This is a genomic window from Pseudomonas sp. FH4 (genome assembly GCF_000510915.2).
In the GTDB taxonomy this organism is placed as follows: domain Bacteria; phylum Pseudomonadota; class Gammaproteobacteria; order Pseudomonadales; family Pseudomonadaceae; genus Aquipseudomonas; species Aquipseudomonas brenneri.
The window spans coordinates 38171-60310 of the sequence record NZ_AOHN01000018.1 but is presented as its reverse complement, the minus strand read 5'-3'; the positions used below and the strand labels follow the sequence as shown (position 1 = coordinate 60310).

The window sequence follows — 22140 nt, the reverse complement described above, 5'->3', positions numbered from 1 at the left end:
CACTAGATGTATTGACTGATCCACCGCCATCGCGAGCAAGCCCGCTCCCACAAGGGATCTACAGTGTTTGCGGGATATTTAGTTGTTGTCGATATCCACGTTCTTGGTTTCCTTCAGGCACAGCAGCCCGACAATCAGGCTGACCCCGGTAATCACCACTGGGTACCACAGCCCGTAGAAGATATCGCCGGTGTACACCACCAGGGCAAACGACACGGTTGGCAGGAACCCGCCAAACCAGCCGTTGCCGATGTGGTAGGGCAGGGACATGGAGGTGTAGCGGATGCGCGTCGGGAACAGTTCCACCATCAGCGCGGCGAGTGGGCCGTAGCACATCGCAGCGATCAGGATCAGGGCGACGATCAGCACCACCACCATGGTTTTGTTGACCTGGGCCACGTCCGCCGATTTCGGGTAGCCGGCCAGGGTCACGGCGCCGCGCAGGGCGTCTTCGTCATAGCCGTCGATGCGCACATCGCCCACGCTGACCTGCACTGCGCTGCCGGCAGGTGCGGCTTCGCTGCTGTAGGGCAGGCCCTGTTTGACCAGGAAGGTCTTGACCTTGTCGCAGGGGCTGTCAAACCGCGCCTTGCCCACCGGGTCGAACTGGAAGGTGCAGGTAGCCGGGTCGGCCAGCACGGTGATCGGCGCCTGGCGGCTGGCCTGGTCCATCGCCGGGTTGGTGTAGTGGGCCAGGCCCTTGAAGATCGGGAAGTACAGCGCGGTGGCCAGCAGCAGGCCGACCATCAGCACCGGCTTGCGCCCCAGCTTGTCCGACAGCCAGCCGAAGAAGATAAAGAACGGCGCGCCAATCACCACGCTGATGATCAGCAGCATATTGGCCAGGGCCGGGTCCATCTTCAGGAACTGGGTGAGGAAGAACAGCACATAGAACTGTGCGGCGTAGAAGGTCACGGCCTGGCCGGCGTTGATGCTGAACAGCGCAATCAGCACCACCTTGAGGTTTTCCCAGTTGCCGAACGACTCGCGGATCGGCGCCTTGCTGGCCTTGCCTTCCTCTTTCATTTTCAGGAACGCGGGGGATTCGTGCAGGCTCATGCGGATCCAGGTGGAAATCCCCAGCAGCACGATCGACAGCAGGAACGGCAGGCGCCAGCCCCAGACTTCAAACTGATCGCCGGTGAAATACCGGCAGGCCAGTACCACCAGCAGTGACAGCAGCAGGCCGAGGGTTGCGGTGGACTGAATCCAGCTGGTGTGGAACCCGCGTTTGCCTTGTGGCGCGTGTTCGGCCACATAGGTTGCGGCGCCGCCGTATTCACCGCCCAGGGCCAGGCCCTGGAGCATGCGCAACACCACCAGGATGATCGGTGCGGCGATGCCGATGCTGGCGTAGGTCGGTAGCAGGCCCACACAGAAGGTTGCCACGCCCATCAGGACGATGGTGGCCAGGAACGTATATTTACGTCCGATCATGTCCCCCAGGCGGCCGAACACCAGCGCGCCGAAGGGGCGCACCACAAAACCGGCGGCAAAGGCCATCAAGGCGAAGATAAAAGCCGTGGTGTCGTTGACCCCGGCAAAGAACTGCTTGCTGATGACTGCCGCGAGGGCGCCATAGAGGAAAAAGTCATACCACTCGAACACCGTCCCCAGGGACGAGGCGAAGATGACCTTTTGCGACTCTTTGCTGGTGACAGTGGCGCCGACGGTGGCGTCCAGGGGTTGAGCACGTTCTGACATGGGGTAGCCCTCACAGTGATTATTTATTGTTGTTCCACTGTCGGCGCCAACTTCAGCGCCGCTTTTACCCTGTAGGAGCAAGCTTGCTCGCGAAAAGCCTGAGAGCAACGCGTTTATCCAGGATGCCCGCGTTATCGTTGGCGATTTTCGCGAGCAAGCTCGCTCCTACAGGTCATGCCGGTGTTGTCTGTTCTCGTTGGGGGGTGAGGTTCCTCGTTGAAGGGGACAGGATTAGTTGCGCGGCTTTTTCCGCGATCATCAGTGTGGGTGAGCAGGTGTTGCCGGAGGTGATGCGCGGCATGATCGAGGCATCGGCGATGCGCAGGCCGGGAACTCCGTGCACGCGCAACTGGGCATCGACCACCGCGTCCTTATCGTGGCCCATGCGGCAGGTACCCACCGGATGGAAGATCGTGGTGCCGATCCGCGCTGCGGCTTCCTGCAATTGTTCGTCGCTCTGCAGGGCTTCACCGGGCAAGTATTCCACCGGGTTGAAGGGGCGCAGGGCCTGGGCGCCGACAATGCGCCGGGTCAGGCGGATGGCAGCGGCGGCCACGCGTAAATCCTCAGGATGGCTCAGGTAGTTGGGTTGGATCAGCGGCGGCACAGAAGGATCTGCCGAGCGGATATCAATGCGCCCACGACTCTGTGGGCGCAAGTCGCAGACCGACGCGGTAAACGCCGGGAACGCGTGCAGCGGCTCGCCAAAGCGTTCCAGTGACAGTGGTTGCACATGGTATTCGAGGTTGGCCGTGGCCTGTTCCGGCCCCGAGCGGGCAAAGGCGCCGAGTTGGCTGGGGGCCATGGACAACGGGCCGCTGCGGTCATACAGGTATTGCAGGCCCATGCCCAGCTTGCCCCATACGGAGCCGGCGATCTGGTTCAGGGTGCGGGCGTTTTCCAGTTTGTAGATCAGGCGCAGTTGCAGGTGGTCCTGCAGGTTGCCGCCGACTCCGGGCAACTCGTGCAGCACCTCGATGCCCAAGGGCTTGAGGACGCTGGAAGGGCCGATGCCGGAGCGTTGCAGGATGCCGGGTGAACCCACGGCACCGGCGCACAGGATGATTTCCTCGCGTGCTTTCCAGGTGATGGCTTGCCCATGCTGGCGGCCAACCACGGCACTGGCGCGGCCGTCGTTCAATAACACACGATCGACCTCGACTTCGGTCAGCACCGTCAGGTTGGAGCGCTGGCGAATTGGCTTGAGAAACGCCTTGGCCGCGTTCCAGCGCACGCCGCTTTTCTGGTTGACCTGGAAGTAACCGCAGCCTTCGTTATCGCCCTGGTTGAAGTCGTCGATATTGGCGATGCCACTTTGCTTGGCCGCTTCGCGGAACGCGTCGAGGATTGGCCAGTGCAGGCGCTGTTGCTCCACGCGCCACTCGCCGCTGTCGCCATGCAGGGGCGAGGCACCGGCAAAATGGTTTTCGCTTTGCTTGAACAGCGGCAGTACATCGTCCCAGGCCCATCCCGGGTTGCCTTCGGCGGCCCAGCCGTCGTAGTCGTTGGCCTGGCCACGCATGTAGATCATGCCGTTGATCGACGAGCAGCCGCCCAGCACCTTGCCCCGTGGATAGCTCAAGGCGCGGCCTTGCAGGCCTTCCTGGGCTTCGGTCTTGAAGCACCAGTCGGTGCGCGGGTTGCCGATGCAGAACAGGTAGCCGACGGGGATATGGATCCAGGGGTAATTGTCGCGGCCACCGGCTTCGAGCAGCAGCACGCGATGGGCGGGGTTGGCAGACAGTCGATTGGCCAGCAGGCAGCCCGCAGGGCCGGCACCTACTACCACGTAATCGTATTGCTCAGTTGCAATAGTCATCTGGGTCTCGCTTGTTTTTCTTATTGGCTCCATCCTAGTTGTTAGTTTTCGTCTTAAAAATGTTAGTTTTTACCCAGCTGCTGTGCGTTTTTAAACAGCGCTGTTCTCATGGCCGGGAAGGGAGGCGACATGTTCGACTGGAATGACCTGCGGTATTTTCTTGAGTTACAGCGCAGCGGGCGCCTGCTGACCGCTGCCCAGCGCCTGAAAACCACGCATGCGACCGTGGCCCGGCATATCGAGGCCATTGAGAAAAGCCTCGGCACTGCGCTGTTTGTGCAGCATGCCCAGGGTTATGAACTGACGCCGTCGGGTGAGGCGCTGCTCAAGCATGCCGAGGCCATGGAAAACGTCGCGCTGATGGCTGAGGAGGAACTGACCCATTCCGCCGCGCCCCTGGGTAAGATTCGCCTGGGAGTGGCCGAAGGGCTGGGGGTGATGTTCCTGGCCGGGCGCATGGGTGGCCTGTTCGAGCGTTATCCAGGGTTGGAAGTGGAGTTGGTGGCGGTGCCGCGGTTTGTCAGCATCCTTAACCGCGAGGCCGAGATCAGCATCCACCTGGAGCGGCCCAGCGTCGACCAACTGGTTACGCGCAAACTCACCGACTACCGCCTGGCGCTCTATGCCAGCCGCAGCTACCTGGCCCGCACGCCGCCTATCGAGAAGCGCGAAGACCTGGTCGCCCATGCCTGGATCGATTACGTCGACGACCTGTTGTTCAGTCAGGAGCTCAAGCTCCTCAGCAGTTTTTGCCGCAACCCCAGGGTGGTGTTCCACAGCACCAGCGTGATCGCCCAGCACCAGGCGGCGCGTTCGGGCCTGGGGATTGCCGTGCTGCCGTGCTTTATGGCCGCAGGCGACCCGGACCTGGTGCCGTTGTTGCCGCAGGAGGGCATCCAGCGCAGTTACTGGATCAGTTCCCGGCGCGAACTGCACAAGTCGGTGCGGTTGCGGGTGTTGTGGGATTACGTGGTGGAGTTGTGTGCCAAGGAGCAGGGGCTGCTGTTGGGCGGACTGTAGGGCGGCTTGCCGGCGATGGCGTCCAATAGGTTTGCGCGGGACTCAAGGACCTCATCGCCGGCAAGCCGGCTCCTACAGTTTCACGGTCTGATGCACCTGTTCACCACACGCACGGGCATCGTTGATCATCTTTTCAAACGGCGCACTGACGATTTCATCATGGCTCAACCAGCGCACTTTCTGGGTCAGCCGATAGTGATAGCGCAAGCCGTCCTTGAGCGGCTCGCCATCGAGCTCCAGGTCATACCAGGGCGAGCTGATCTTGCAGCCCTGCACCGGTTTGTCCATCTTCCCGCCGGTCAAGGTAAAGGTGTAGTCGACAGTGTCCGGATTGCCCAGGTACAGGTCGCCCTGTTGCCCGTTGCGGCGGTAGTTGAACAGGTCATCCCACTTCTCTTTCAGCGATTGGTCGGTATAGACGTAGCCGTTGTCGAGTTTCTCCAGGGCGCGCAGGTCGGTCATGCTGGCGTTGACGGTGTAGGTGTCGGGCACCACGAAACCGGTGGGCGGGCGGGTGACCTGGCAATCGCTGATTTCCCGGCCGAAGTTGTCGCAGATGTTCTGGTCGGTGGCGGTAGCGCCTTGCTCGCGGTCAGCGACGCTCAATTGCATCAGTGTCAGGCGGCTGAAGGTGACGCTGGCGCGGGTCGCACCGTTGCCCTGTTTGTCGTAATGCACCTGTTTGTCCAGGCGGATGCTGGTTTCAGGGCGCGCCAGGGGGATATGTTCCTCGCGTACCTGGCCCTGGGTGTCGTTGACGAGTACCCAGCGATCCTGGATGTCGGGCATGGCCTGGCCCGGGGCGAACACCGGGTTGGTTGGGTCCAGCCACCACACCTGGCCGGCTACTTCGGCACGCACGATGGCGTGGTTGGGCGCGCCGGTGCCCGGAATCAGCAGTGAATCCACCACATCCCCACGGCTGACCCAGGCGGTCTCGGCCTTGATCCCGCTGGCCTTGAGCATGGCAGTCAGGAGGATCGCGAGGTCCTTGCAGTCGCCATAACCGTGCTGTTCGATCTCTGCCAGGTTAAACGGCACATAGCCGCGATCCGTGGCGCGCCAGTCACCCAGGTAACGGTAGTGATCGTTGATGTGCTGCATCAGGCCGGCCACTTGTTGCGCCGGGGCCAAGTCTTTCACCGTAGCCACGGCGGCGGCACTGCCTGCCGGTAGCTTGGCCGCGAGGATCTGGTTGTAGCGCTGGGCAAAACCACCGAAATGCTTTTGCACATCAAGGCTGCTGCCCACTTCGATACGTGGGATCAACCGCAGGTAGGCGTGACTCGATTCGTTGATGTAATTGAGATAGGTCGGCGCCTTCAGTTCGATATCCAGGGTCTTGCGATTGACCGAGGGGGTGATGGTGAAACCGTCCATCAACTCCGCGCGCCACTCGATTGGCCGTTCAGCCGTGAACCGTGCCTTGAGGCGGTCGCGACGGGCAGTGCTGGTGCCGAACTGCAGGGCGTAGTGGAACTCGGTCATCAGCGGCTTGGCGGCGTGATGTTCGCGCACGGTGTAGCGGATTTGCGTGCCGACCCGCAGGTTGGGAAAGGCCAGGGACGTTTGCTTGAGCCGGGAAAACCCCTGGTCAGGGTTGGGCGCGGTGCGCGTATCGATCTGCGCTTCGTCGAGGGGCTGCGGCTTGCCGCCGGGCTGGGTGGACTCGGCGTGCAGTACTTCAAAACCATCGCCCTCGGCATAGTTGAAGTCGATTCGCGACAATATTTCCCGGCCACTGGGCTTGAGGATGGTGTAGCGGTAGGTGGTGGTGCAATCGGTGCTGGCGTCACGGTTGAAGTGGCAGTGCAGCTCGGATTCGTTGGCAAGTGCAGCTTCGGCCATGGGTTGCGGCGCGGCGTAAGCGTGGTGCGAAACAAGCCCCAGACTTGCGCAAATCAAAGGGCGGTAAAACGAAAAACAGTGCATGGGCGCCTCAGGTGGAACGTTGACACAGATACCCTCGCGGGTACCAAGAAGGCGGAAGATGATAATGGATCGCAACACCAAAGACCAGCATTGTAGGACAATAAATATCGCTGAAAGGCCCGAGATAGAGCCTTTTGTTTGGTGGGAAGGGTCAGTCGATCAGCTCAAATTCACTGCTTGCCAGGCGTTCACCGTTCACAAGTACATGCACGGTGTGCTGGCCGGGGTAGTGCTTGCGCGTGGTCATGTCGCGGATGTGTTGGCGACGTAAAACTGTATGCCGCTCATCCGCGCCGAGGGTAAAGGTCTTGAGCTTGAACACCTTGGCGGCGCTATGGCCGGCGCTTTTTACATAGTCGATGGCGTAGTCCACCACCAGTTTTTGTGAGGTGCTGGCCATGGATTGCAGGGTAAACGACAGGTTGATGCGCTCACCCAGGCGAATCACCGCGGGCTCGACCTTCAAGTGCTGGATCTTCACTTCGGCACGCGCGCCTGCGCCCATGATCGTCAATGCACGGGTATTGCCTTGCTTGATCAGGCTGCGCAGGGCGTGGCGAGCGATCCAGGCGGTGTGAGGGTTGTCCAGTGACCAACTCTCGATAACATCCAGCACCCAGTCCGGATGGTCCTTGGTGATGTCGTTGAGGTGGTTGGCCACGGACTTGCGTACATACAGGCTGTTGTCGGCCTTGAGGTTATCCAGGATCGACGCGCACAGGCGCGGATCGGCCTGCACCCGGGCCAGGCGAAACGACCACGGCAGCCTCGGCCGCGAGCCCTCACTGGCGAGGCGGCGCACGTGCTCATTGTCGTCCAGCGACCACTGCTGCATCACCGCCAGCGTGGGTTCCAAACCCTTGAGCAGAAAAGGCCGCACGGCAAACTCGGCAGAACCAAAGGTGGTGAAGTACTTGAGCGCTGCCATCGAGCGCTTGAAGTCATCCTGGCCGTAGCTGGCCACAAAGTGCGGCAGGAACAGGCTGACAAAGCTGCTGTTCAGGCGCGGAGCCAAGGCATACAGATGCTTGAGGGTATGCGCATAGTCCAGGGGGATGACCGCGTGCAGGCTTTCGCTGACACGGGCCATGCGCTGCATCACCGACAACTGGGCCAAACCCTGCGTGGCGTGCTTGAGAAACCCCTTGGCGTCAAACGCCGGGTACACCGCACGCATTTCATCGGCGATGTGTTGCAGGCGTTCGAGGTTGAAGATTTCCTTGAGGGCAGGGGGGCTTTGGTCGGTCATGGGCAGTCCGCAGGAGAGGGCGATCATAAGACCTTTGCAAGGTAACACCTTGCTCAAGGCCGCGAAGATCAAAATGTAGGAGCTGGCTTGCCAGCTCCTACAGGGGGGCGGTCGCTACAGATACCAGCGATATTCCCGTGCATTGATCTCCTGCTGGAAGGCCAGGTGATCCTGGCGTTTGTTCTCGCAATACACGTCGACAAACTCCGCGCCCAGGCCCTTGCGCAGGGCCGGTTGTGCCTGCATGGCGCGCACGGCCTCAAGCATTTCCAGGGGGAAGTCGTGGCCGCTGTCACGGTCCTCGTTCAACGGTGCGATGGGTTCGCGCGCAGCCTCCAGGCCATGTTCGAGCCCGACCAGGATTGCCGCCAGCACCAGGTAGGGATTGGCGTCGGCACTGGCCAGGCGATGCTCGATCCGCAGGTTGCGCGGATCAGACTCGGGGATACGCACGCAGGCGTCACGGTCTTCATAGCCCCAGCAGGCCTTGGTCGCTGCGTTGACCGTACCGCCCAGGCGCCTGAAGGCGTTGTGGTTGGGCGAGAAAATCGGCATGCAATGGGGCAGCAGTTCCAGGCAACCTGCCACCGCGTGGCGCAACGGTTGCTGCTGATGCGCCGCCAGCAGGTTATTACCGGCGCCATCGTACAGGCTGACATGCACATGCATGCCGCTGCCCGGATGTTGCAGGTAGGGCTTGGCCATGAAACTGGCGCGATAGCCATGCTTGAGGGCCACGCCACGGGTACTGCGGCAGAACAGGGCGGCCCAGTCGGCGGCGCGCAGGCCATCGTCGAGGTGGCCGAAATTGATTTCGAACTGGCCTGGGCCCAACTCGGCAGTGATCACCGTAATATCGATGCCCTGGGCCTGGGCGGTCTGCACCATGTCATCGAGCACCGGGGCAAACCGTGACAGCCGCTCGATATGCAGGGTGGGCTGGTCGTCCGGGTCATCGCTCAACGGGTCGCGGGCAAATTGCGGCAGGCCGTCGGCGAGTTTTCTGTCGAACAGGTAGAACTCCAGTTCAAACGCCACCACCGGGTGAATACCCTTGCCGTGCAGGCGTTCGAGGACCTTGGCCAGCACTTCGCGGGGTTCGAATTCGATGGGCGCCTCGGTACCGTCGGAGGTGATCAGCATCTGTCCCAGGGGCTGCGCCTCCCAGCTCACCGGTTTGAGCGTGCCGGGCACCAGGCGGCGGTTGGCGTCCGGGTCGCCGTCATGGAAGCAGTAGTCGCCGATCTTGAACAAACCGCCCTGGGCGCCTAGCAGCACGGCGTTCTGTGGCAGTTTCAGAGGGCTGCCGGCGGCGACTTTTTCCAACATTTCAACCGGGTAGCGCTTGCCGTAGAACCGCCCGGGAATGTCCAGGGAAATCAGGTCGACGTAACGTACATCCGGATGGTTCTGGCGAAAGGTCCGCACTTCGGCCAGTAACGTGGAGGAATGGCTTTTCACGGGTGACGCTCCTTGGTGTGCCTCAGTTGTAGACCCACAGCACGCGGGCCGGCAGGTCAGTCAGGTTGCCGTAGCGGCAGTGGGCGAAACTGGCCAGGTGAAAGCTGTCGCCGGGGCCCAGGGTGACCGCGTCGGCCTCGCCTTCGACCCATAGCGTCAGGTGGCCTTCAAGCACAAACCCGGCCTGTTCGGCGCGGTCGCTCATGGTCTGTTCACCGCTGTTGGCGCCAGGGGCCAACCAGCTGTCGAGCATCGAGAACGCCCCGTTCATGCTCGGTGAGACGAGGATGTCGGTAATGCCATTGGCGTAGTACACCGTGCGCCGCTCGTTGGGCCGCGTGACCCAATCCACGGCCTTGGGCTTGGGTACGCTGTAGAAATAAGTGGTGGGCACATCGAGGGCGTGGCTGATAGCAGTCAGGTCTGCCACGGTGGGGCGCGACAAACCGCGCTCGACCTGGGACAGGAAACCCACCGAGCGTTCGATCTTTTGCGCCAGCTGGGCCAGGGTGAGTTTCTTGTACTTGCGCAGGTCGTGGATCAGGGTCGCCAGGGCGTCCAGTTCTTCTTGTTTGTCCATGGGAGTATTTTCGTGAAATTCTTATCTTTAAATTTCATGAAAAAATACATGATTAATTTCACGGGCGCAACGGACAAGCGCCCTGTCTGGCTTGATTGAACGGTTTGAACCTTACTCGCGCTCAAAACTGCTTGTCTGGTTACCGTCAGCATCGAACACATTGACCCGGTTCGGCACCTGCGCATCCCAAATGCTGTAGGTCGCATCGTTGCTGTTGGACGGGTAGCTGTAGCTGGTATAGGAGCCCAGTTTCTTCGCCACGCGGTTGTTCTTGTCGATCAGCACCAAGCCCTCAAACCCATCCATTTCTGCAGCGGCCAGGTTCTTCTGGAAGGGGGTGAGCTTGGTGTAGGTCACGGGCACGCGAAGTTTGCCGTTCGTATCAATGGCGCCGTAACGGCTGCCTTTTTGCACCACCGCCATGCCGTTGGAGAACGTATTCACGTCATCGAATGGCAGGCTGAACGGTAGCGCCTTGCCCTGTTCATTGATGAAGCTGTATTTGTTGCTTTTACGGTCCTGGATCAATAACGGCTGGCCCTGCACAAACTGTCCGAAGACCGTTGCGCCGGCCGGATTGAGTTTTTTCATGCCCAGGTCGTAGACGTCGGTTTGATGCTTGTCGGCAGAGGTGGCGTAGATAAAGGCTCCCGCGCCGTTAACGCTGGAGTAGCGTGGCGCCAGCAGCTCCTTGCCGCTCAGGTTCCAGGCACCGTATAGCGAGTCCGAGCCATAGGTTTTCTGGCCCGGACGGGCGATGAACACCTCGCCGACGACACTGGGGTTGACGTACTTCATCGGCACCACGACCTGCAACTTCTTGACGTCGTAGACACCGTAGGGGCCATTGGTCTCGCGCTGGACCACCATCAACCGGTCGTTGATCTGCTGTTCGATGCTTTCGAAGGGCAGTTCATTGAGCGTGTGCGTGCCAGGCACAAAGGCAAAGTACTTGAACAGCAACTGGCTCCAGCCCTCGCCAGAGGACTTCTCGCCGACCATCATCTGGTAGACATCAGGCATTTGGGTGTACTCGATACGCTCGAAGCGTGGCTTGACCACCCATTGTCCCTGGTTATCGATAAACCCCTTTTTTTCGCTGGCGCTGTCGAAGGCAATGTAGCGATCACGGGGCGCCAGGTTGTTGCTCATTTCCAGATCAATCGTTTGTGGTTGCGCCGGTTCCAGCAGGTAGATGACCACACTGGCAGGCGTGTCTTCGAACTGGTAAGTCACCTGGACATTGCTCAGGTCGCTGTCTGAGCTGGGCAGGCTGCTGGCGAATTTTTCCAGGTGATCCTGCACGGCTGCGGCATTTTTGAAATCGTCGAAATGGTCTTCCATGCGCAGCAGTTCGTTGTAGTACGCCTTCAGGTTGGCCTTTTGTGCGGCCGTGGGCGAGGTGTTGGAGCTGCTGCCGCCGCTGTACAGGGTCTTGCCGTCGGCGGTCAGGCCCTGGATCACATAGGACTTGTGCTTGGGCGTGGCCAGTTGCAGGGCCGCGCGTGAGTCGCCGAGGGCGGTCAGTTGGTAAGTCTCGCCGTTTTCACCGGTGACTTTCGGGTTGGCCTGGTCCAGCAGGATTTTCTTGAAGCCAGGGTAAGCCTGGTAGTGCAGGGCAACACTGATGCGCTCAACCGGCTTGTTGACCTTCAGCTCGGTGCTGGTGTGGTTTGGTTCTTCTTCGTTATTGGCGTCCTCAAGGACCACCTCGGCAAACGGCTGTTGGGTGCCATCGCGAAAATGCACGGTCTGGATCTGGTAGCTGCCTGTGCTTTCCTGATCCGGCAGTGCGCCAAGCTTGAGGGTGTCGCGGATCGTTTCGACATCCAGATTGAGCCCGGAGCCATTGTCGAAAAACACCTGTTGGAAGTGCAGCGGTGTTTGCTTGAGGGTGGTTAACGCAGCCTTCAATTGCTGATCGGGGAAGGGCATGAACGGCTTGTCGTAGCTCAGTTCTTTGTGCGCCTGGGGCTCGCCGGGCGTGGGGGTGGCCGGGCCGATTTCCAGGCGCATGCTTTCGATCACCGCAATGCGGTTGAGGCTGTCGCGCATATCGAGGATCAGGTAATTCAGGCGCTTTTTCGCTTCCGCCAAGGGCAGGTCCCGAATGCCATCCACACCGCCTTCATTGAGCTGTGCCTCGCTGTACTCGGCGTCTTCAAGCAACTCGGTGTCAGCATTGCGGCCCAGCAGGTAATACGTTGCGCCGCCGATCACCGCGATCACAATCAAGGCGCTAGCCAATAGTTTGGTTCGGGACAGAGCTGTTTTCATCGTGCTTGGACTCGTCAGTAGGCTGGCGCAAGGAGAGTAGTACCGTATACACGTTATTCAGAATTGTGGATTTAATTTTTGCATAAATGCATAAAGCAGCATTTTTTGCCGCTCATCCTGCGTTAAGGTAGCGACTGGCCCCATTGCAACGAATGCCTTCAGAGAAAGAGAGCAGGATGCTGACCACAATAAAAAGTTACCCCCGCACCGTGAACCTGCTGCTGTCAGCCACGCTGATTCTGACGCTGGCCAAGGCGATTACCTTTCCGTACATGGTGATCTACCTTACGAGTCACTTTGCCCTGGGCATCAGCCAGGTAGGCCTGGTGATTGGCAGTTCGCTGATCGTCGGCTCCCTGCTGAGTGTGTACGGCGGCTTCCTGGTGGACCGGGTCAACAGTTATCGCTTGTTGCTGGGCCTGAGCCTGCTGTTTGTCCTGGGGTTTGTCGGCACGCTGCTGGCGCGTGACCTGTGGTTGTTCTATGCCTGCCTGATCCTGATCAACCTGGCCTATGCGGTGATCGATATTGCGGTCAAGGCCGGGTTTGCCAGCCTGTTGCCCGAGGATGCGCGCAGCGAAGTGTTTTCCATCAAATACACCCTGACCAATATCGGTTACGCGGTAGGGCCGTTTTTTGGTGCGATGATCGCCAAGGCCGATATCAGCCTGCCGTTTGTATTGTCGGCGGTACTGGGGGCTGGGTTTTTCCTACTCTACTGGCGTTGGGGCGACCGCACCCTGGCGACGGTTGACACGGCGCAAAAACCGGTGTCGTTCCTTGCCGTTGGCCGGGTGTTGCTGCGTGATCATCGGCTGGTGTGCTTTACCGTGGGCGGCTTGCTCAGCGCAGTAGTCTTTGGACAGTTCACTGCGTACCTGTCGCAGTACCTGGTGACGACCTCAAGTGCGGAGTACACCTACAAGGTCATCAGCGCGATTCTGACCACCAACGCACTATTGGTGATCGCCCTGCAATACGTGATTGGCCGGCAGATCAGCCACCGTCACCTGAGCCGCTGGCTGATTCTCGGGCTGGGCATGTTCATGCTGGGGGTGATTGGCTTTGCGCTGTCCACCAGCGTGTGGTGGTGGGTGGTGTCGATGGCGATCTTTACCGTGGGGGAAATCATCGTATTCCCCGCTGAATACATGTTTATCGACCGCATTGCCCCGGATCACCTGCGGGGCATGTACTACGGCGCGCAAAACCTCTCCAACCTCGGTGCCGCCCTGGGGCCGGTGTTGTGCGGGCTGGTGCTGGCCAGCCTGCCGGCGCACTACATGTTCTACATGCTGGCGGGGTTTATCGTGGCCGGCGGGCTGTTCTATTTTATCGGCGCGTCGTTGAAACCGCGTCCTGACACCGCACACCCCCTGTAGGAGCCGGCTTGCCGGTGAAGGGGGTGAGCGATGATGAGCACAACCAGGCAAAACGCGGTGCCCTGGCGTTTTTCGCTGGCAAGCCAGCTCCTACAGAGGTGGGGTGTCAGATGGACACTGTCTCGCCCACGGTGTTGCTGTGCAACTCATAGCGCAATTCCTCGACCATCGTCGCGACGTCCTGCGGGGTCTTGAGCTTATTCACGCTGATCCCGGTGACGACCAGGTCCACCCGGCCGCTCTCGGCGTCAAACACCTTCAAGGTCAGTGACGAGTCGCGACACAGGGTGAATTCGCAGGTCAGCGGCAACAAGGCTTCCTCGATGCAATTGCGCAGTTGGGCCAAGGTAAACATGCCAGCCCCCATTAACGACGACGCAGCAACAGACCCAGGAGCAGACCCACGCCCGCCACGATTGCCACAGTGGCCAGGGGTTTGCGTTGGGCAAAGTCACCGACATTGTCCAGCACATCGCCATAGGTCTGTTGCAGTTGGCCGGCCGCCTGGCGCGCTACGCCCTTGGCCTGGAGCTGTTCGTCGTCGGTCATGTCGCCGAGAAAGTCCTGAGCTTTGCCCGCCGCTTTTGCGATGCGGCCTTTGACCTGTTCACTGTTCATGATGCCTCCTTGAAGGGCAAAAAAATCGCCATGGCACAGGGCGTCAAACCCAGTGCCTACCCTTCAAGGTTAAGCAGCGCAGCGGTGTGCAATAAGGCGAATTTGCACTGGTAGTCCTAGTGCATTTGCACCTTATTTCGGGTTTTTTGCCCGCCGCTCCCCGGCAAACAACCCTCGTTCGCGGGCCCAGACGATGGCGGCACTGCGGCTGTGTACGTTGAGTTTGGAATAGACCGTAGCCACATGATTGCGCACGGTGTTGGGCGCCAGCTTCAGGCGCGAGGCGATTTCCTTGTCGGCCAGGCCTTCACAGATCAGCCCCAGTACATCCCGCTCACGGGCGGTCAAGTCGGTGAACGCGATGTTCGGCAGGTTGGGGCTGTTGACGCTCTTGGCGTTGGCCAGTTTTTCAATCAGGGTCTGACTGAACCAGGACGCGTCCTTCATCACTTCTTCGATGGCCGATACCAACTCCAGCTCCGAGCGTTTGCGCTCGGTGATGTTCATCATCACCAGCAGGTAACAGGTGGTGTCCTGAATGCTCACGGTGTCGGCCGACACCACGCAATCAATCACTTCGTTGCCTTTCTTGCGGATCTTCAGATCCTGGCCATCGAGGTTGCCGGCCTTTTCCAGGGTGGCGAACAACTGCGTGCAGGCCTCGCTGCTGTCGATAAAGTTGATCTCGGTGATGGACTTGCCGATCAGTTCTTCACTGGTGTAGCCGGTGATGCTCATGAACGCGTCGTTGACGTCCACCACTTGCTGATTGCCCGCATCGCACACCAGGGTCGGCACCGGTGTCAGGCGGAAGGACTTGGCAAACCGCTCCTCGCTCTGGCGCAGGGCGGTTTCGGCCTTGCGCCGGGGCTCAAGGTCAGTGAAGGAAAACAACATGCATTCCTCATCGTTCATATCCAGCGGCTGGCCGGCGACAATCACCAGCTTGCTGCCGCCTTCAGGCAGCTTGAGCTCGGCTTGCATCTGCGGGATGGTCGCCCCTTCGCCCAGGCGCTGGATCGCCAGCTCCTTGCGTTCGGCCTGTTCCAGCACATCCAGTTCGTATACCGAGCGGCCGATCACCTGATCGCGGTTGTGACCGGTCATTTCGAGGAAACCCTGGTTGACCTTGATATAGCGCAAATCGCTCAAGCGGCAGATCACCGCCGGTGCCGGGTTGGCGTTGAAGGTCTTTTCAAAGCGCTGCTCGGCGCTGGCCCATTCGGTGGCGTCGCTGAGGATCAGCACCAGCAGTTCCGGCTTGCCGGCGCTGTCGGTGAGCGCCAGGCTGCGCAAGCGATGAACCCAGGTGCGGTCGGCGTCGGCGGTGGGGGTGACTTCGACTATCACGTCACTGAACGCTTCGCCGTTGGCCACCCGGCTCAGCGGATAGGCCTCCAGGGCCAGCGGGTGATTGTTGCGATAGCGCAGGGCAAAGCGCTCGGCGTATTCGGCGGTGTTGGCACCGAGCCCGGCAATGTCATCCAGGCCATGCATGGCCAGCGCGGCTTCGTTGGCCCAGAGAATGCTCTGGTCGACCTCGGCGAGAATCACCCCATCGGACAGCCCGGAGATGATCTGCTGCAATTGGCGGCGATTGGTTTCTTGGGCGAGGACGGCCTGGCTCATGGTTTCTCCAAAATGGGTAGGTAAGGACAACCGTGTCTCCTGTAGGCGCGAGCTTGCTCGCGAAGGTCTCCAACGGTAACGCGCGCGCCCTGGAAGAACGCGGCGCCCTCAGGTTCTTCGCGAGCAAGCTCGCGCCTACAAAACAGGGCGTGTCTGGCACATGTGGAGTACGACAACAGAGCCTGAGCATAGTGCAGAGCCAATCACCCTGGCAGGGTGCGAATGCACCAGTGTACCTAGTGCAATTGTGCCGAGACCGCAGCCACCGACCTGGACACACTGAAGGCCTACTCATTTGTCCAAGGATCGATCATGACCACCCTCTATGAAACCAACCGTTCGCCGTTTCGCGTGTCTTGGGGCTCGGTACTGGCCGGTAGTGCAATTGCCCTGGTGACCTCTCTGGTACTGAGCGTACTGGGCACCGCCATCGGCGCCAGCGCGGTCGACGCGATGCAGGCCGGTAACCCGTTGAGTGGCTTTGGTACCGGCGCTGGTATCTGGCTGTTTGTCTCCACGCTGCTGGCGATTGGCGTGGGTGCCTTCGTTGCCGGGCGCACGGCCCCGGATCGCGGTGGCCTGCATGGCATCCTGAGCTGGACCATCACCACCTTGCTGACCACCTGGCTGCTGGCGGCGTTGGCCACCAGCGTTGTCGGCGCAGCGGGCAATGTCGTAGGCAAAGGCCTGTCGGCGGCGGGCAGCGGGATTGCCGCCGTGGCGCCGGGTATCAGCGACAGCGTCAAGCAGCAGTTGAACGAAAAGGGCATCAGCCTGGATTGGGACAGCCTGCAGGGCGAACTCGACACCTTGCTCAAGCAAAGCGGCAAGGCTGAGCTGGATCCGGCCACGGTCGAGCAGAAAGCCGAGCAGATTGGCGCTGATGGCAAGCAATCGGCCACCGATGCAGCAACCGACCCGGCCCAGGCTGCGACCGAACTCAAGCAATGGTTCGAGCGCGTCAAGGCTTCCGGTGAGCCTGCGTTGAATGCGGCGGACAAAGAAGCGCTGGTCAACATTGTCGCGGCCCGCACCGGCAAGAGCCAGGCCGAGGCCAGCCAGATTGTCGAGAACTATGCCCAGGCATATCAGCAGGCCGTGCAGAAAGTCGAAGAGCTCAAGGCCCAGGCTGAACAAAAGGCCCGCGAAGCCGGTGAAATCGCGGCTAAGCAACTCTCCCGCGCGGCCTGGAGCACATTGCTGATGTTGCTGTTGGGGGCTGCATTGAGCTTTGGTATGGGGCGCCTGGCCATTTCGACTCGTAAAGTGCCAATGGTTTGATCAAGGCCAATTGATGTCTTAGCGGCATCACCTTGCGTGAGCGCGTAAACTGTCGACCTTTTACGCGCATCACGCAAAGGTATGCTTTTGACCCTGCTAAAAACCACAACCCTGCTGTTACTCACCCTCCTGCTGGCAGCGTGCGGCACTTCACCGCCACGCACGCCCAATGACATCTGTGGCATCTTCCGCGAAAAGGATGACTGGTACGACGCGGCCAAAGTCACCCAGAAGCGCTGGGGTGTGCCGATCCAGGTGCCGTTTGCCATCATGTATCAGGAGTCGGGCTTCCGGCAGAACGCCAAGACCCCGCGCAAATACCTGTTGTGGATCATTCCCTGGGGCCGTGTCAGCACCGCCGCCGGCTACGCCCAGGCCAAGGATGAAGTGTGGGGCGACTACCAGAAAAGCACCGGCCGCAACTGGGCCCGCCGCCAGGACTTCGACGATGCCATCGACTTTGTCGGTTGGTACATGGACAAGACCGCCACCATCAACGGCGTGTACAAATATGACGCCTATGGCCAATACCTGAACTACCACGAAGGCTGGGGCGGTTACCGTAACCGCACCTATGCCAGCAAGGCGTGGCTGTTGCCGGTTGCCGGCAAGGTCAAGGCCCGCTCCGATATGTATGCACGCCAATATGCGGGGTGCAAGGCGGACCTGGAGCGGGGGTTCTGGAGCCGGTTTTGGCGGTGGCTGTGAGTGAGCGCGGGTAAGACTCATGGGCCTTACCCGCGTGTTTACGCGACCAATCTTCCAACCAAAGGCACAATCAACAAGGTGCTCAGCGCCATCGAAATCACATTGCCGATGTAAGGATGAAAGTGCGCCGGCATCCGTCCTGCAATTGCGCAGGCCAATGGCGGCGCAACCAGCGCCCCGAGCAATGCACTTGAGCCGATCACCATCCAACTGCCGCCATGGGTCAGCACTGCCGCTGGCACGACCGACACCAACGGCACATAGGTGGGATACCAACCGCGCTTGATCCACTGGCTGCGCCAGATCACCACGCCCAGTGCCGAAGTCAGCGCCTGGGCGCCGACCAGTTGCAGCACCAATCCCGAGCCATAGGCGGCGCTCACGGGGTTCAAGGCATACGCCAGCATGACCCCGGCCAGCAGGCCGAGGCTGGCCCACTCATTACCGAAAAACGGCGCTTCGGAAAAATCAGCCAACACCCTGCGCAGGCTCCAGGCCACGCCATAAGACGGTGGCTTGGCCGGGGCCGGCCTGGGCGGGGCGATATAGCCGGAACGCACCAGCACCGGTACGCGTCGGCACACTACAAAGGCAATCACGCTGCCCACCGCCATGCCCAGTACGTTGCCAATCACGACAGGCAAACCCAGCGGGACACAGACAAAATTGACGATCAGCAAGCACGTTGGCGTGACCAGTAGCGCACCCAGCAACGCGCCGTTGAGCGTGACCTTCCAGCCGCCGCCAAACATCAGCACCATTGCCGCCGGCAATGACACAAACGCCGCAAAGGTCGGCTGCCAGGTAGCGGCGGTGACCGTCCACCCCCACAGCAGGTTACTCAGCAGCAGGCCCAGCAGGGAACTGGTTACCAGCCACGGCCATAACCCACTGCCGTAGCAAATCGCAAAACCCTGCCAGCGCTTGCCGGTTCGGCTGGCCCACCAGGCCAGGTATGCACCCGCCAACAAACCGAGGGAGGCCAGTTCATGTTTGTAGAAGGCCACCTCGCTGATATCCCCCACTACCCAGCGTAGCCAGGCGATGGGCTCCGGAAAGCCCTCCACCATATCGTTGTAGCCGGGCCAGGAGCCTGGGTGTGTGAATGCAATCCAGAGGATCAGCAAGGCGCTGATGAGCCCTAGTGTGATGACCGCCTTATCGACCGATGATCGTTCGGTGCCGGGTTTCAGGAACAGGTTTTCCATGATCCACCGTCCTTTTAGCGTGGCAGGGCGGGGTGTTGGGAATACCCGAGCATCTGATCGTAAAGATCATTGCGCCGGTCACGTTGCAGGTCATTGAGGCTGTTCCAGATCGGCGCACTGCGGGCACTGGTCAGGTCGATATCGGCGAACAGAATTTCCTGGCGATCGGCTGACGCCACTTTGCCGATGGGCCAGCCATTGGTCCCGGCAATCAACGAGCAGCCCAGGTAGCGCGCGTCGCGCTCTTCACCGATACGACTGGCAGCGGCGATGAACACGTTGTTGACGTGTGCCGCAGTCATGGTCAGATAGGACGCCATGCATTTGCCTGCCTCATCGAACAGCGGCGGCGGTGTCCACACCCAGTTGTTGAGGCTGCAAATAATGTCGGCGCCTTGTTGGCTGAGGATGCGTGGTACTTCCGGGAACCAGATATCCCAGCAGATCAACAGGCCAATCCGCCCGATAGGTGTTTCAAACACCGGAAACCCCAGGTTGCCGGGGGTGAACCAGAGTTTTTCCAGGTTCCACAGATGAGCCTTGCGGTATTTGCCGATTAACCCATCCGGCCCCAGCAATACCGCGGTATTAAACAGTTGCCGGCCATCGATCTCATTCAGGCCCGCCACCAGATACACCTGGTGCGTGGCGGCAAACGCCATCCAGGCCTGCACACTGGCGCCGCTTGGAATGACCTCGGCATGCTCGAATGCATCCTGGCGGCTGCTGAAGAAATAGCCGCAGTTCGACAACTCGGGCAGTACGATCAGGTTAGCCCCACCGTTGACGGCCTCGGCGGCCAACGCCAGGCTGCGGCGTAGATTGCTTTCGCGGTTATCCAGGCCGACCTGGGGGGCGAACTGCACGACAGCGACGCGGACAGGGCTTGTTGGTTCGCTCATTGCGGGTGACCTCTTATTGTTATGCAACCGGGGTGGTTGGTTTTTCATAAGAGGGGAAAAAATGGGTGAGGTTAAGTCAGATGCTTCTGGCTGAGCTGTAGCCTGGATCCTTTAGAGGGCGCTTGCCAAAGGCGCTTGATTCTGGGAAAAAGCCAGCCTGTATGAACCCAACGAGACCCCCATGAGCAACGAAGAACTGCAAATCACCGACCTGCGCCAAGGCGACGGAAAAACCGTGGTCAAGGGGGCGCTGATCACCACCCAATACACCGGCACCCTGGAAGACGGCACGGTGTTTGACTCTTCCTGGGAGCGGGGCAAGCCGTTCCAATGTGTGATCGGTACCGGTCGAGTGATTAAAGGTTGGGAGCAGCTATTTCGTATGTGACACTTAGCCCCTGTTATTATTCTTGGCAGCAGACACAGGGCGCCCCTTCATGAAACGACAAGCAACCAAACAGGCCATTTCTTATGTTCGATTCTCTAGCGAGCGCCAGAGGGGTGGGAGCAGCGTAGAGCGACAGGAAGCCATGATCGCTGAGTGGCTGGCCGCTAATCCTGATTACTCGAACACCGACCTCAAATTCTCTGATCTCGCGAAGAGCGGCTTTCACGGGGAGCACGTCAAGGAGGGTGGTGGCTTCGGGAAGCTTCTCTTAGCTGTTGAAGCAGGAGTCATCAAGGCCGGTGACGTGGTGCTGGTCGAGGCAATCGACCGTACCGGCCGATTACAGGCGTTAGATATGCTCACGCAAGTGATTGCACCAATCCTTCAAGCTGGCGTTTCAATCATCACCCTAGACGACAACACCACCTACACCAAGGAGTCTGTAGGCGGTGCTCAAATCTTCCTGCTCGTTGCGAAGATACAGGCGGCTCATGGATATTCTCAGGCTCTATCAGAGCGCGTGGCAGCCTCCTACAAGCTACGGAGAGAGCAAGCCAAGAAGAGCGGCGTCACACCAAAACGCATGACGCCTGTATGGCTTAACAGCGATGGCTCTGTCCGTGATGATGTTGCACCTTGGATCAAAACTGCTTTTGAACTTTATGTCAGTGGTGTGGGCAAAGCCGCCGTTGCAAAAAGAATGCGTGAGTCTGGCGTTGAGCGTCTGGCAAAAGCTTCTGGACCAGGCGTTGGAGGATGGTTGAGGAACAAATCTGTCATCGGAAAGTGGGAAACACAGCCCGACACACCAGAGCATCAAATCATTGATGATGTGTATCCCTCCATCATCGAGCCTTCATTGTTCTACAAGGCACAATTGCATGCAGAGAAGATGAAGACGCAACGCCCTAAGAAGACTGCCAAACATTTTCTTGTGGGATTGGTGCGTTGTGGTGAATGTGGGAAGAGCTACGTTATGCAGAATAAAGACGGGGCACCTCATACGATGCGTTGCATCACAAGAGCGCAAAAGCTTGGGTGCGATAATTCACACAGCGTGCCCAAGCCTGTACTTGACAAAATCTACTCGGACACATCTGTTAAAGCCGCTCTTGAAGCGATTGCGCAACAACAGATGGGCGTGAATGACAAAGAAATTGTCACCCGTGAAGCTGAGTTGCAGGAGTTGAGCAGGCGGGTGACTAGCCTGTTGCAGACGGTCGACGCAGTTGGTTTTATGCCAGAGCTTGCAACCAAGCTGAAAGAGGCTCAGAAAGCCCGTGAGGGGGCAGAGAACGCTTTGGTGATACTACGTTCAACTGTTGTTGCACCGCCTGCTCAAGGCTGGAACGAAATGGGCAAGCTCTGGACGCTTGAGGCAGATGATAGTCAGCGACTGGCTGCGATGCTTCGCACTGTTGGGTATTCAATCACTGTGAATGCAAATGGACAAATCACTTCCTCGCATTCGAATGCTATGTATCGTTACGATGGTGTAGATCGTCGCAAGAATCGGTACAAGTTGATTGCAGGAGAGAGGTTGATTCTCGTATCGAAGGGCGATGAAGCGGGCTATCCATATCACGAACCATTCCAGTCTGATGAGCCGGCAGATTTGGTGTGGGATGAAGCTGACTATGCTGATTTGCACCAACAATATCAGTGACGCCGTTCAGTCGCTGGTGTCGCATCCAACAGGAGCGAACCGTCCCCTAACGTCGTCGCCCTAGATAAGAAATGGATACTTGTAAGGCTCTGGAAGCCTTGGGCTAAGTGGCTTACGTCTTACCATGCAAAAAAAATCAGAGCACTCTGGGGTTGCCTACGGTGGCCGCTTCGCTCTTTTATAATGCGACACAAATACAAAATTTTGTATATATCGGAACTTATAAGCCACTACGGCTCGTTTGAATTCTGCCATTCTCGCGCACTGTAGACGGCCTAAAAGCCTTGTCTTGCAAGGCTTTCAGCCACTTCTACCT

At 59.5% G+C, this 22140-nt stretch carries 17 protein-coding genes and 3 pseudogenes; 7 read left to right on the top strand and 13 right to left on the bottom strand.

What is annotated here, in order from left to right; genetic code table 11:
• Positions 1-78 precede the first annotated feature (78 nt).
• From H097_RS13030 to H097_RS13025, 3 genes and pseudogenes are all read right to left on the bottom strand, one after another.
• On the bottom strand, positions 79-1704 hold the full coding sequence (locus H097_RS13030; RefSeq protein ID WP_032860215.1) for an MFS transporter: 1626 nt from the start codon (positions 1702-1704) through the stop codon (positions 79-81).
• 70 nt (positions 1705-1774) lie between these two features.
• Positions 1775-1861: pseudogene (locus H097_RS29110) on the bottom strand (outer membrane lipoprotein carrier protein LolA); the annotation flags it as partial.
• A gap of 15 nt (positions 1862-1876) precedes the next feature.
• Complete coding sequence (locus H097_RS13025; RefSeq protein WP_032860214.1) at positions 1877-3523, bottom strand: GMC family oxidoreductase N-terminal domain-containing protein; 1647 nt, start codon at positions 3521-3523, stop codon at positions 1877-1879.
• A 129-nt stretch (positions 3524-3652) separates the two neighbouring features.
• Between H097_RS13025 and H097_RS13020 the strand changes: the two genes are divergently transcribed.
• Positions 3653-4543 (top strand): LysR family transcriptional regulator, encoded by an 891-nt coding sequence (locus H097_RS13020; protein WP_032860213.1) that lies wholly within the window; start codon positions 3653-3655, stop codon positions 4541-4543.
• A 72-nt stretch (positions 4544-4615) separates the two neighbouring features.
• On the opposite strand, the gene H097_RS13015 is transcribed toward H097_RS13020, so the two are convergent.
• The 5 genes from H097_RS13015 to H097_RS12995 form a co-directional block, all read right to left on the bottom strand.
• A complete protein-coding gene (locus H097_RS13015) occupies positions 4616-6475 on the bottom strand; it encodes a DUF3857 domain-containing transglutaminase family protein (protein WP_032860212.1) in 1860 nt (619 codons plus the stop codon).
• A 151-nt stretch (positions 6476-6626) separates the two neighbouring features.
• Complete coding sequence (locus tag H097_RS13010; protein WP_032860305.1) at positions 6627-7724, bottom strand: DNA alkylation repair protein; 1098 nt, start codon at positions 7722-7724, stop codon at positions 6627-6629.
• A gap of 114 nt (positions 7725-7838) precedes the next feature.
• Positions 7839-9185 (bottom strand): glutamine synthetase family protein, encoded by a 1347-nt coding sequence (locus H097_RS13005; protein WP_032860211.1) that lies wholly within the window; start codon positions 9183-9185, stop codon positions 7839-7841.
• A gap of 22 nt (positions 9186-9207) precedes the next feature.
• A complete protein-coding gene (locus H097_RS13000) occupies positions 9208-9765 on the bottom strand; it encodes an XRE family transcriptional regulator (RefSeq protein WP_032860210.1) in 558 nt (185 codons plus the stop codon).
• 111 nt (positions 9766-9876) lie between these two features.
• A complete protein-coding gene (locus tag H097_RS12995; protein ID WP_032860209.1) occupies positions 9877-12042 on the bottom strand; it encodes a WG repeat-containing protein in 2166 nt (721 codons plus the stop codon).
• Positions 12043-12218: 176 nt separating this feature from the next.
• Between H097_RS12995 and H097_RS12990 the strand changes: the two genes are divergently transcribed.
• On the top strand, positions 12219-13424 hold the full coding sequence (locus tag H097_RS12990; RefSeq protein WP_032860208.1) for an MFS transporter: 1206 nt from the start codon (positions 12219-12221) through the stop codon (positions 13422-13424).
• 106 nt (positions 13425-13530) lie between these two features.
• Here the strand turns inward: H097_RS12990 and H097_RS12985 are convergent, their stop codons facing one another.
• From H097_RS12985 to H097_RS12975, 3 genes are all read right to left on the bottom strand, one after another.
• Entirely contained in the window at positions 13531-13779 is a 249-nt protein-coding gene (locus tag H097_RS12985) for a DUF1652 domain-containing protein (protein ID WP_032860207.1), read from the bottom strand.
• Positions 13780-13790: 11 nt separating this feature from the next.
• Positions 13791-14042 carry a CsbD family protein gene (locus H097_RS12980; protein WP_032860206.1) on the bottom strand — a complete coding sequence of 84 codons (252 nt, stop codon included), beginning with the start codon at positions 14040-14042 and terminating at the stop codon, positions 13791-13793.
• 132 nt (positions 14043-14174) lie between these two features.
• Positions 14175-15671 (bottom strand): helix-turn-helix transcriptional regulator, encoded by a 1497-nt coding sequence (locus H097_RS12975; protein WP_032860205.1) that lies wholly within the window; start codon positions 15669-15671, stop codon positions 14175-14177.
• 32 nt (positions 15672-15703) lie between these two features.
• Here H097_RS12975 and H097_RS28730 point away from each other — a divergent pair.
• The 3 genes and pseudogenes from H097_RS28730 to H097_RS12965 all read left to right on the top strand — a co-directional run.
• Positions 15704-15811, top strand: a pseudogene (locus tag H097_RS28730) (outer membrane lipoprotein carrier protein LolA); the annotation flags it as partial.
• A gap of 172 nt (positions 15812-15983) precedes the next feature.
• Positions 15984-16952, top strand: a complete 969-nt coding sequence (locus H097_RS12970; RefSeq protein ID WP_032860204.1) for a hypothetical protein — start codon at positions 15984-15986, stop codon at positions 16950-16952.
• A gap of 87 nt (positions 16953-17039) precedes the next feature.
• Positions 17040-17660, top strand: a complete 621-nt coding sequence (locus H097_RS12965) for a hypothetical protein (protein WP_241495429.1) — start codon at positions 17040-17042, stop codon at positions 17658-17660.
• Between the two features lie 38 nt (positions 17661-17698).
• Here the strand turns inward: H097_RS12965 and H097_RS12960 are convergent, their stop codons facing one another.
• The gene (locus tag H097_RS12960) at positions 17699-18868 is read right to left on the bottom strand and encodes a hypothetical protein (protein WP_139115706.1); all 1170 of its coding nucleotides are present in this window, start codon (positions 18866-18868) and stop codon (positions 17699-17701) included.
• Between the two features lie 14 nt (positions 18869-18882).
• Entirely contained in the window at positions 18883-19770 is an 888-nt protein-coding gene (locus tag H097_RS12955) for a nitrilase family protein (protein ID WP_032860202.1), read from the bottom strand.
• Positions 19771-19951: 181 nt separating this feature from the next.
• Here H097_RS12955 and H097_RS12950 point away from each other — a divergent pair.
• Together H097_RS12950 and H097_RS12945 are read left to right on the top strand one after the other, a co-directional pair.
• Positions 19952-20143 (top strand): annotated as a pseudogene (locus H097_RS12950) (FKBP-type peptidyl-prolyl cis-trans isomerase); the annotation flags it as partial.
• A gap of 64 nt (positions 20144-20207) precedes the next feature.
• Complete coding sequence (locus H097_RS12945; RefSeq protein WP_082445578.1) at positions 20208-21824, top strand: recombinase family protein; 1617 nt, start codon at positions 20208-20210, stop codon at positions 21822-21824.
• Positions 21825-22140 lie beyond the last annotated feature (316 nt).

Coding starts and splice junctions, on each gene's coding strand:
- H097_RS12995 (WP_032860209.1), bottom strand. CDS start 12,042: ATGAAAACAGCTCTGTCCCGAACCAAACTATTGGCTAGCGCCTTGATT.
- H097_RS12955 (WP_032860202.1), bottom strand. CDS start 19,770: ATGAGCGAACCAACAAGCCCTGTCCGCGTCGCTGTCGTGCAGTTCGCC.
- H097_RS12970 (WP_032860204.1), top strand. CDS start 15,984: ATGACCACCCTCTATGAAACCAACCGTTCGCCGTTTCGCGTGTCTTGG.
- H097_RS12960 (WP_139115706.1), bottom strand. CDS start 18,868: ATGGAAAACCTGTTCCTGAAACCCGGCACCGAACGATCATCGGTCGAT.
- H097_RS13015 (WP_032860212.1), bottom strand. CDS start 6,475: ATGCACTGTTTTTCGTTTTACCGCCCTTTGATTTGCGCAAGTCTGGGG.
- H097_RS12985 (WP_032860207.1), bottom strand. CDS start 13,779: ATGTTTACCTTGGCCCAACTGCGCAATTGCATCGAGGAAGCCTTGTTG.
- H097_RS13010 (WP_032860305.1), bottom strand. CDS start 7,724: ATGACCGACCAAAGCCCCCCTGCCCTCAAGGAAATCTTCAACCTCGAA.
- H097_RS12975 (WP_032860205.1), bottom strand. CDS start 15,671: ATGAGCCAGGCCGTCCTCGCCCAAGAAACCAATCGCCGCCAATTGCAG.
- H097_RS13020 (WP_032860213.1), top strand. CDS start 3,653: ATGTTCGACTGGAATGACCTGCGGTATTTTCTTGAGTTACAGCGCAGC.
- H097_RS12945 (WP_082445578.1), top strand. CDS start 20,208: ATGAAACGACAAGCAACCAAACAGGCCATTTCTTATGTTCGATTCTCT.
- H097_RS12980 (WP_032860206.1), bottom strand. CDS start 14,042: ATGAACAGTGAACAGGTCAAAGGCCGCATCGCAAAAGCGGCGGGCAAA.
- H097_RS13025 (WP_032860214.1), bottom strand. CDS start 3,523: ATGACTATTGCAACTGAGCAATACGATTACGTGGTAGTAGGTGCCGGC.
- H097_RS12990 (WP_032860208.1), top strand. CDS start 12,219: ATGCTGACCACAATAAAAAGTTACCCCCGCACCGTGAACCTGCTGCTG.
- H097_RS13030 (WP_032860215.1), bottom strand. CDS start 1,704: ATGTCAGAACGTGCTCAACCCCTGGACGCCACCGTCGGCGCCACTGTC.
- H097_RS13000 (WP_032860210.1), bottom strand. CDS start 9,765: ATGGACAAACAAGAAGAACTGGACGCCCTGGCGACCCTGATCCACGAC.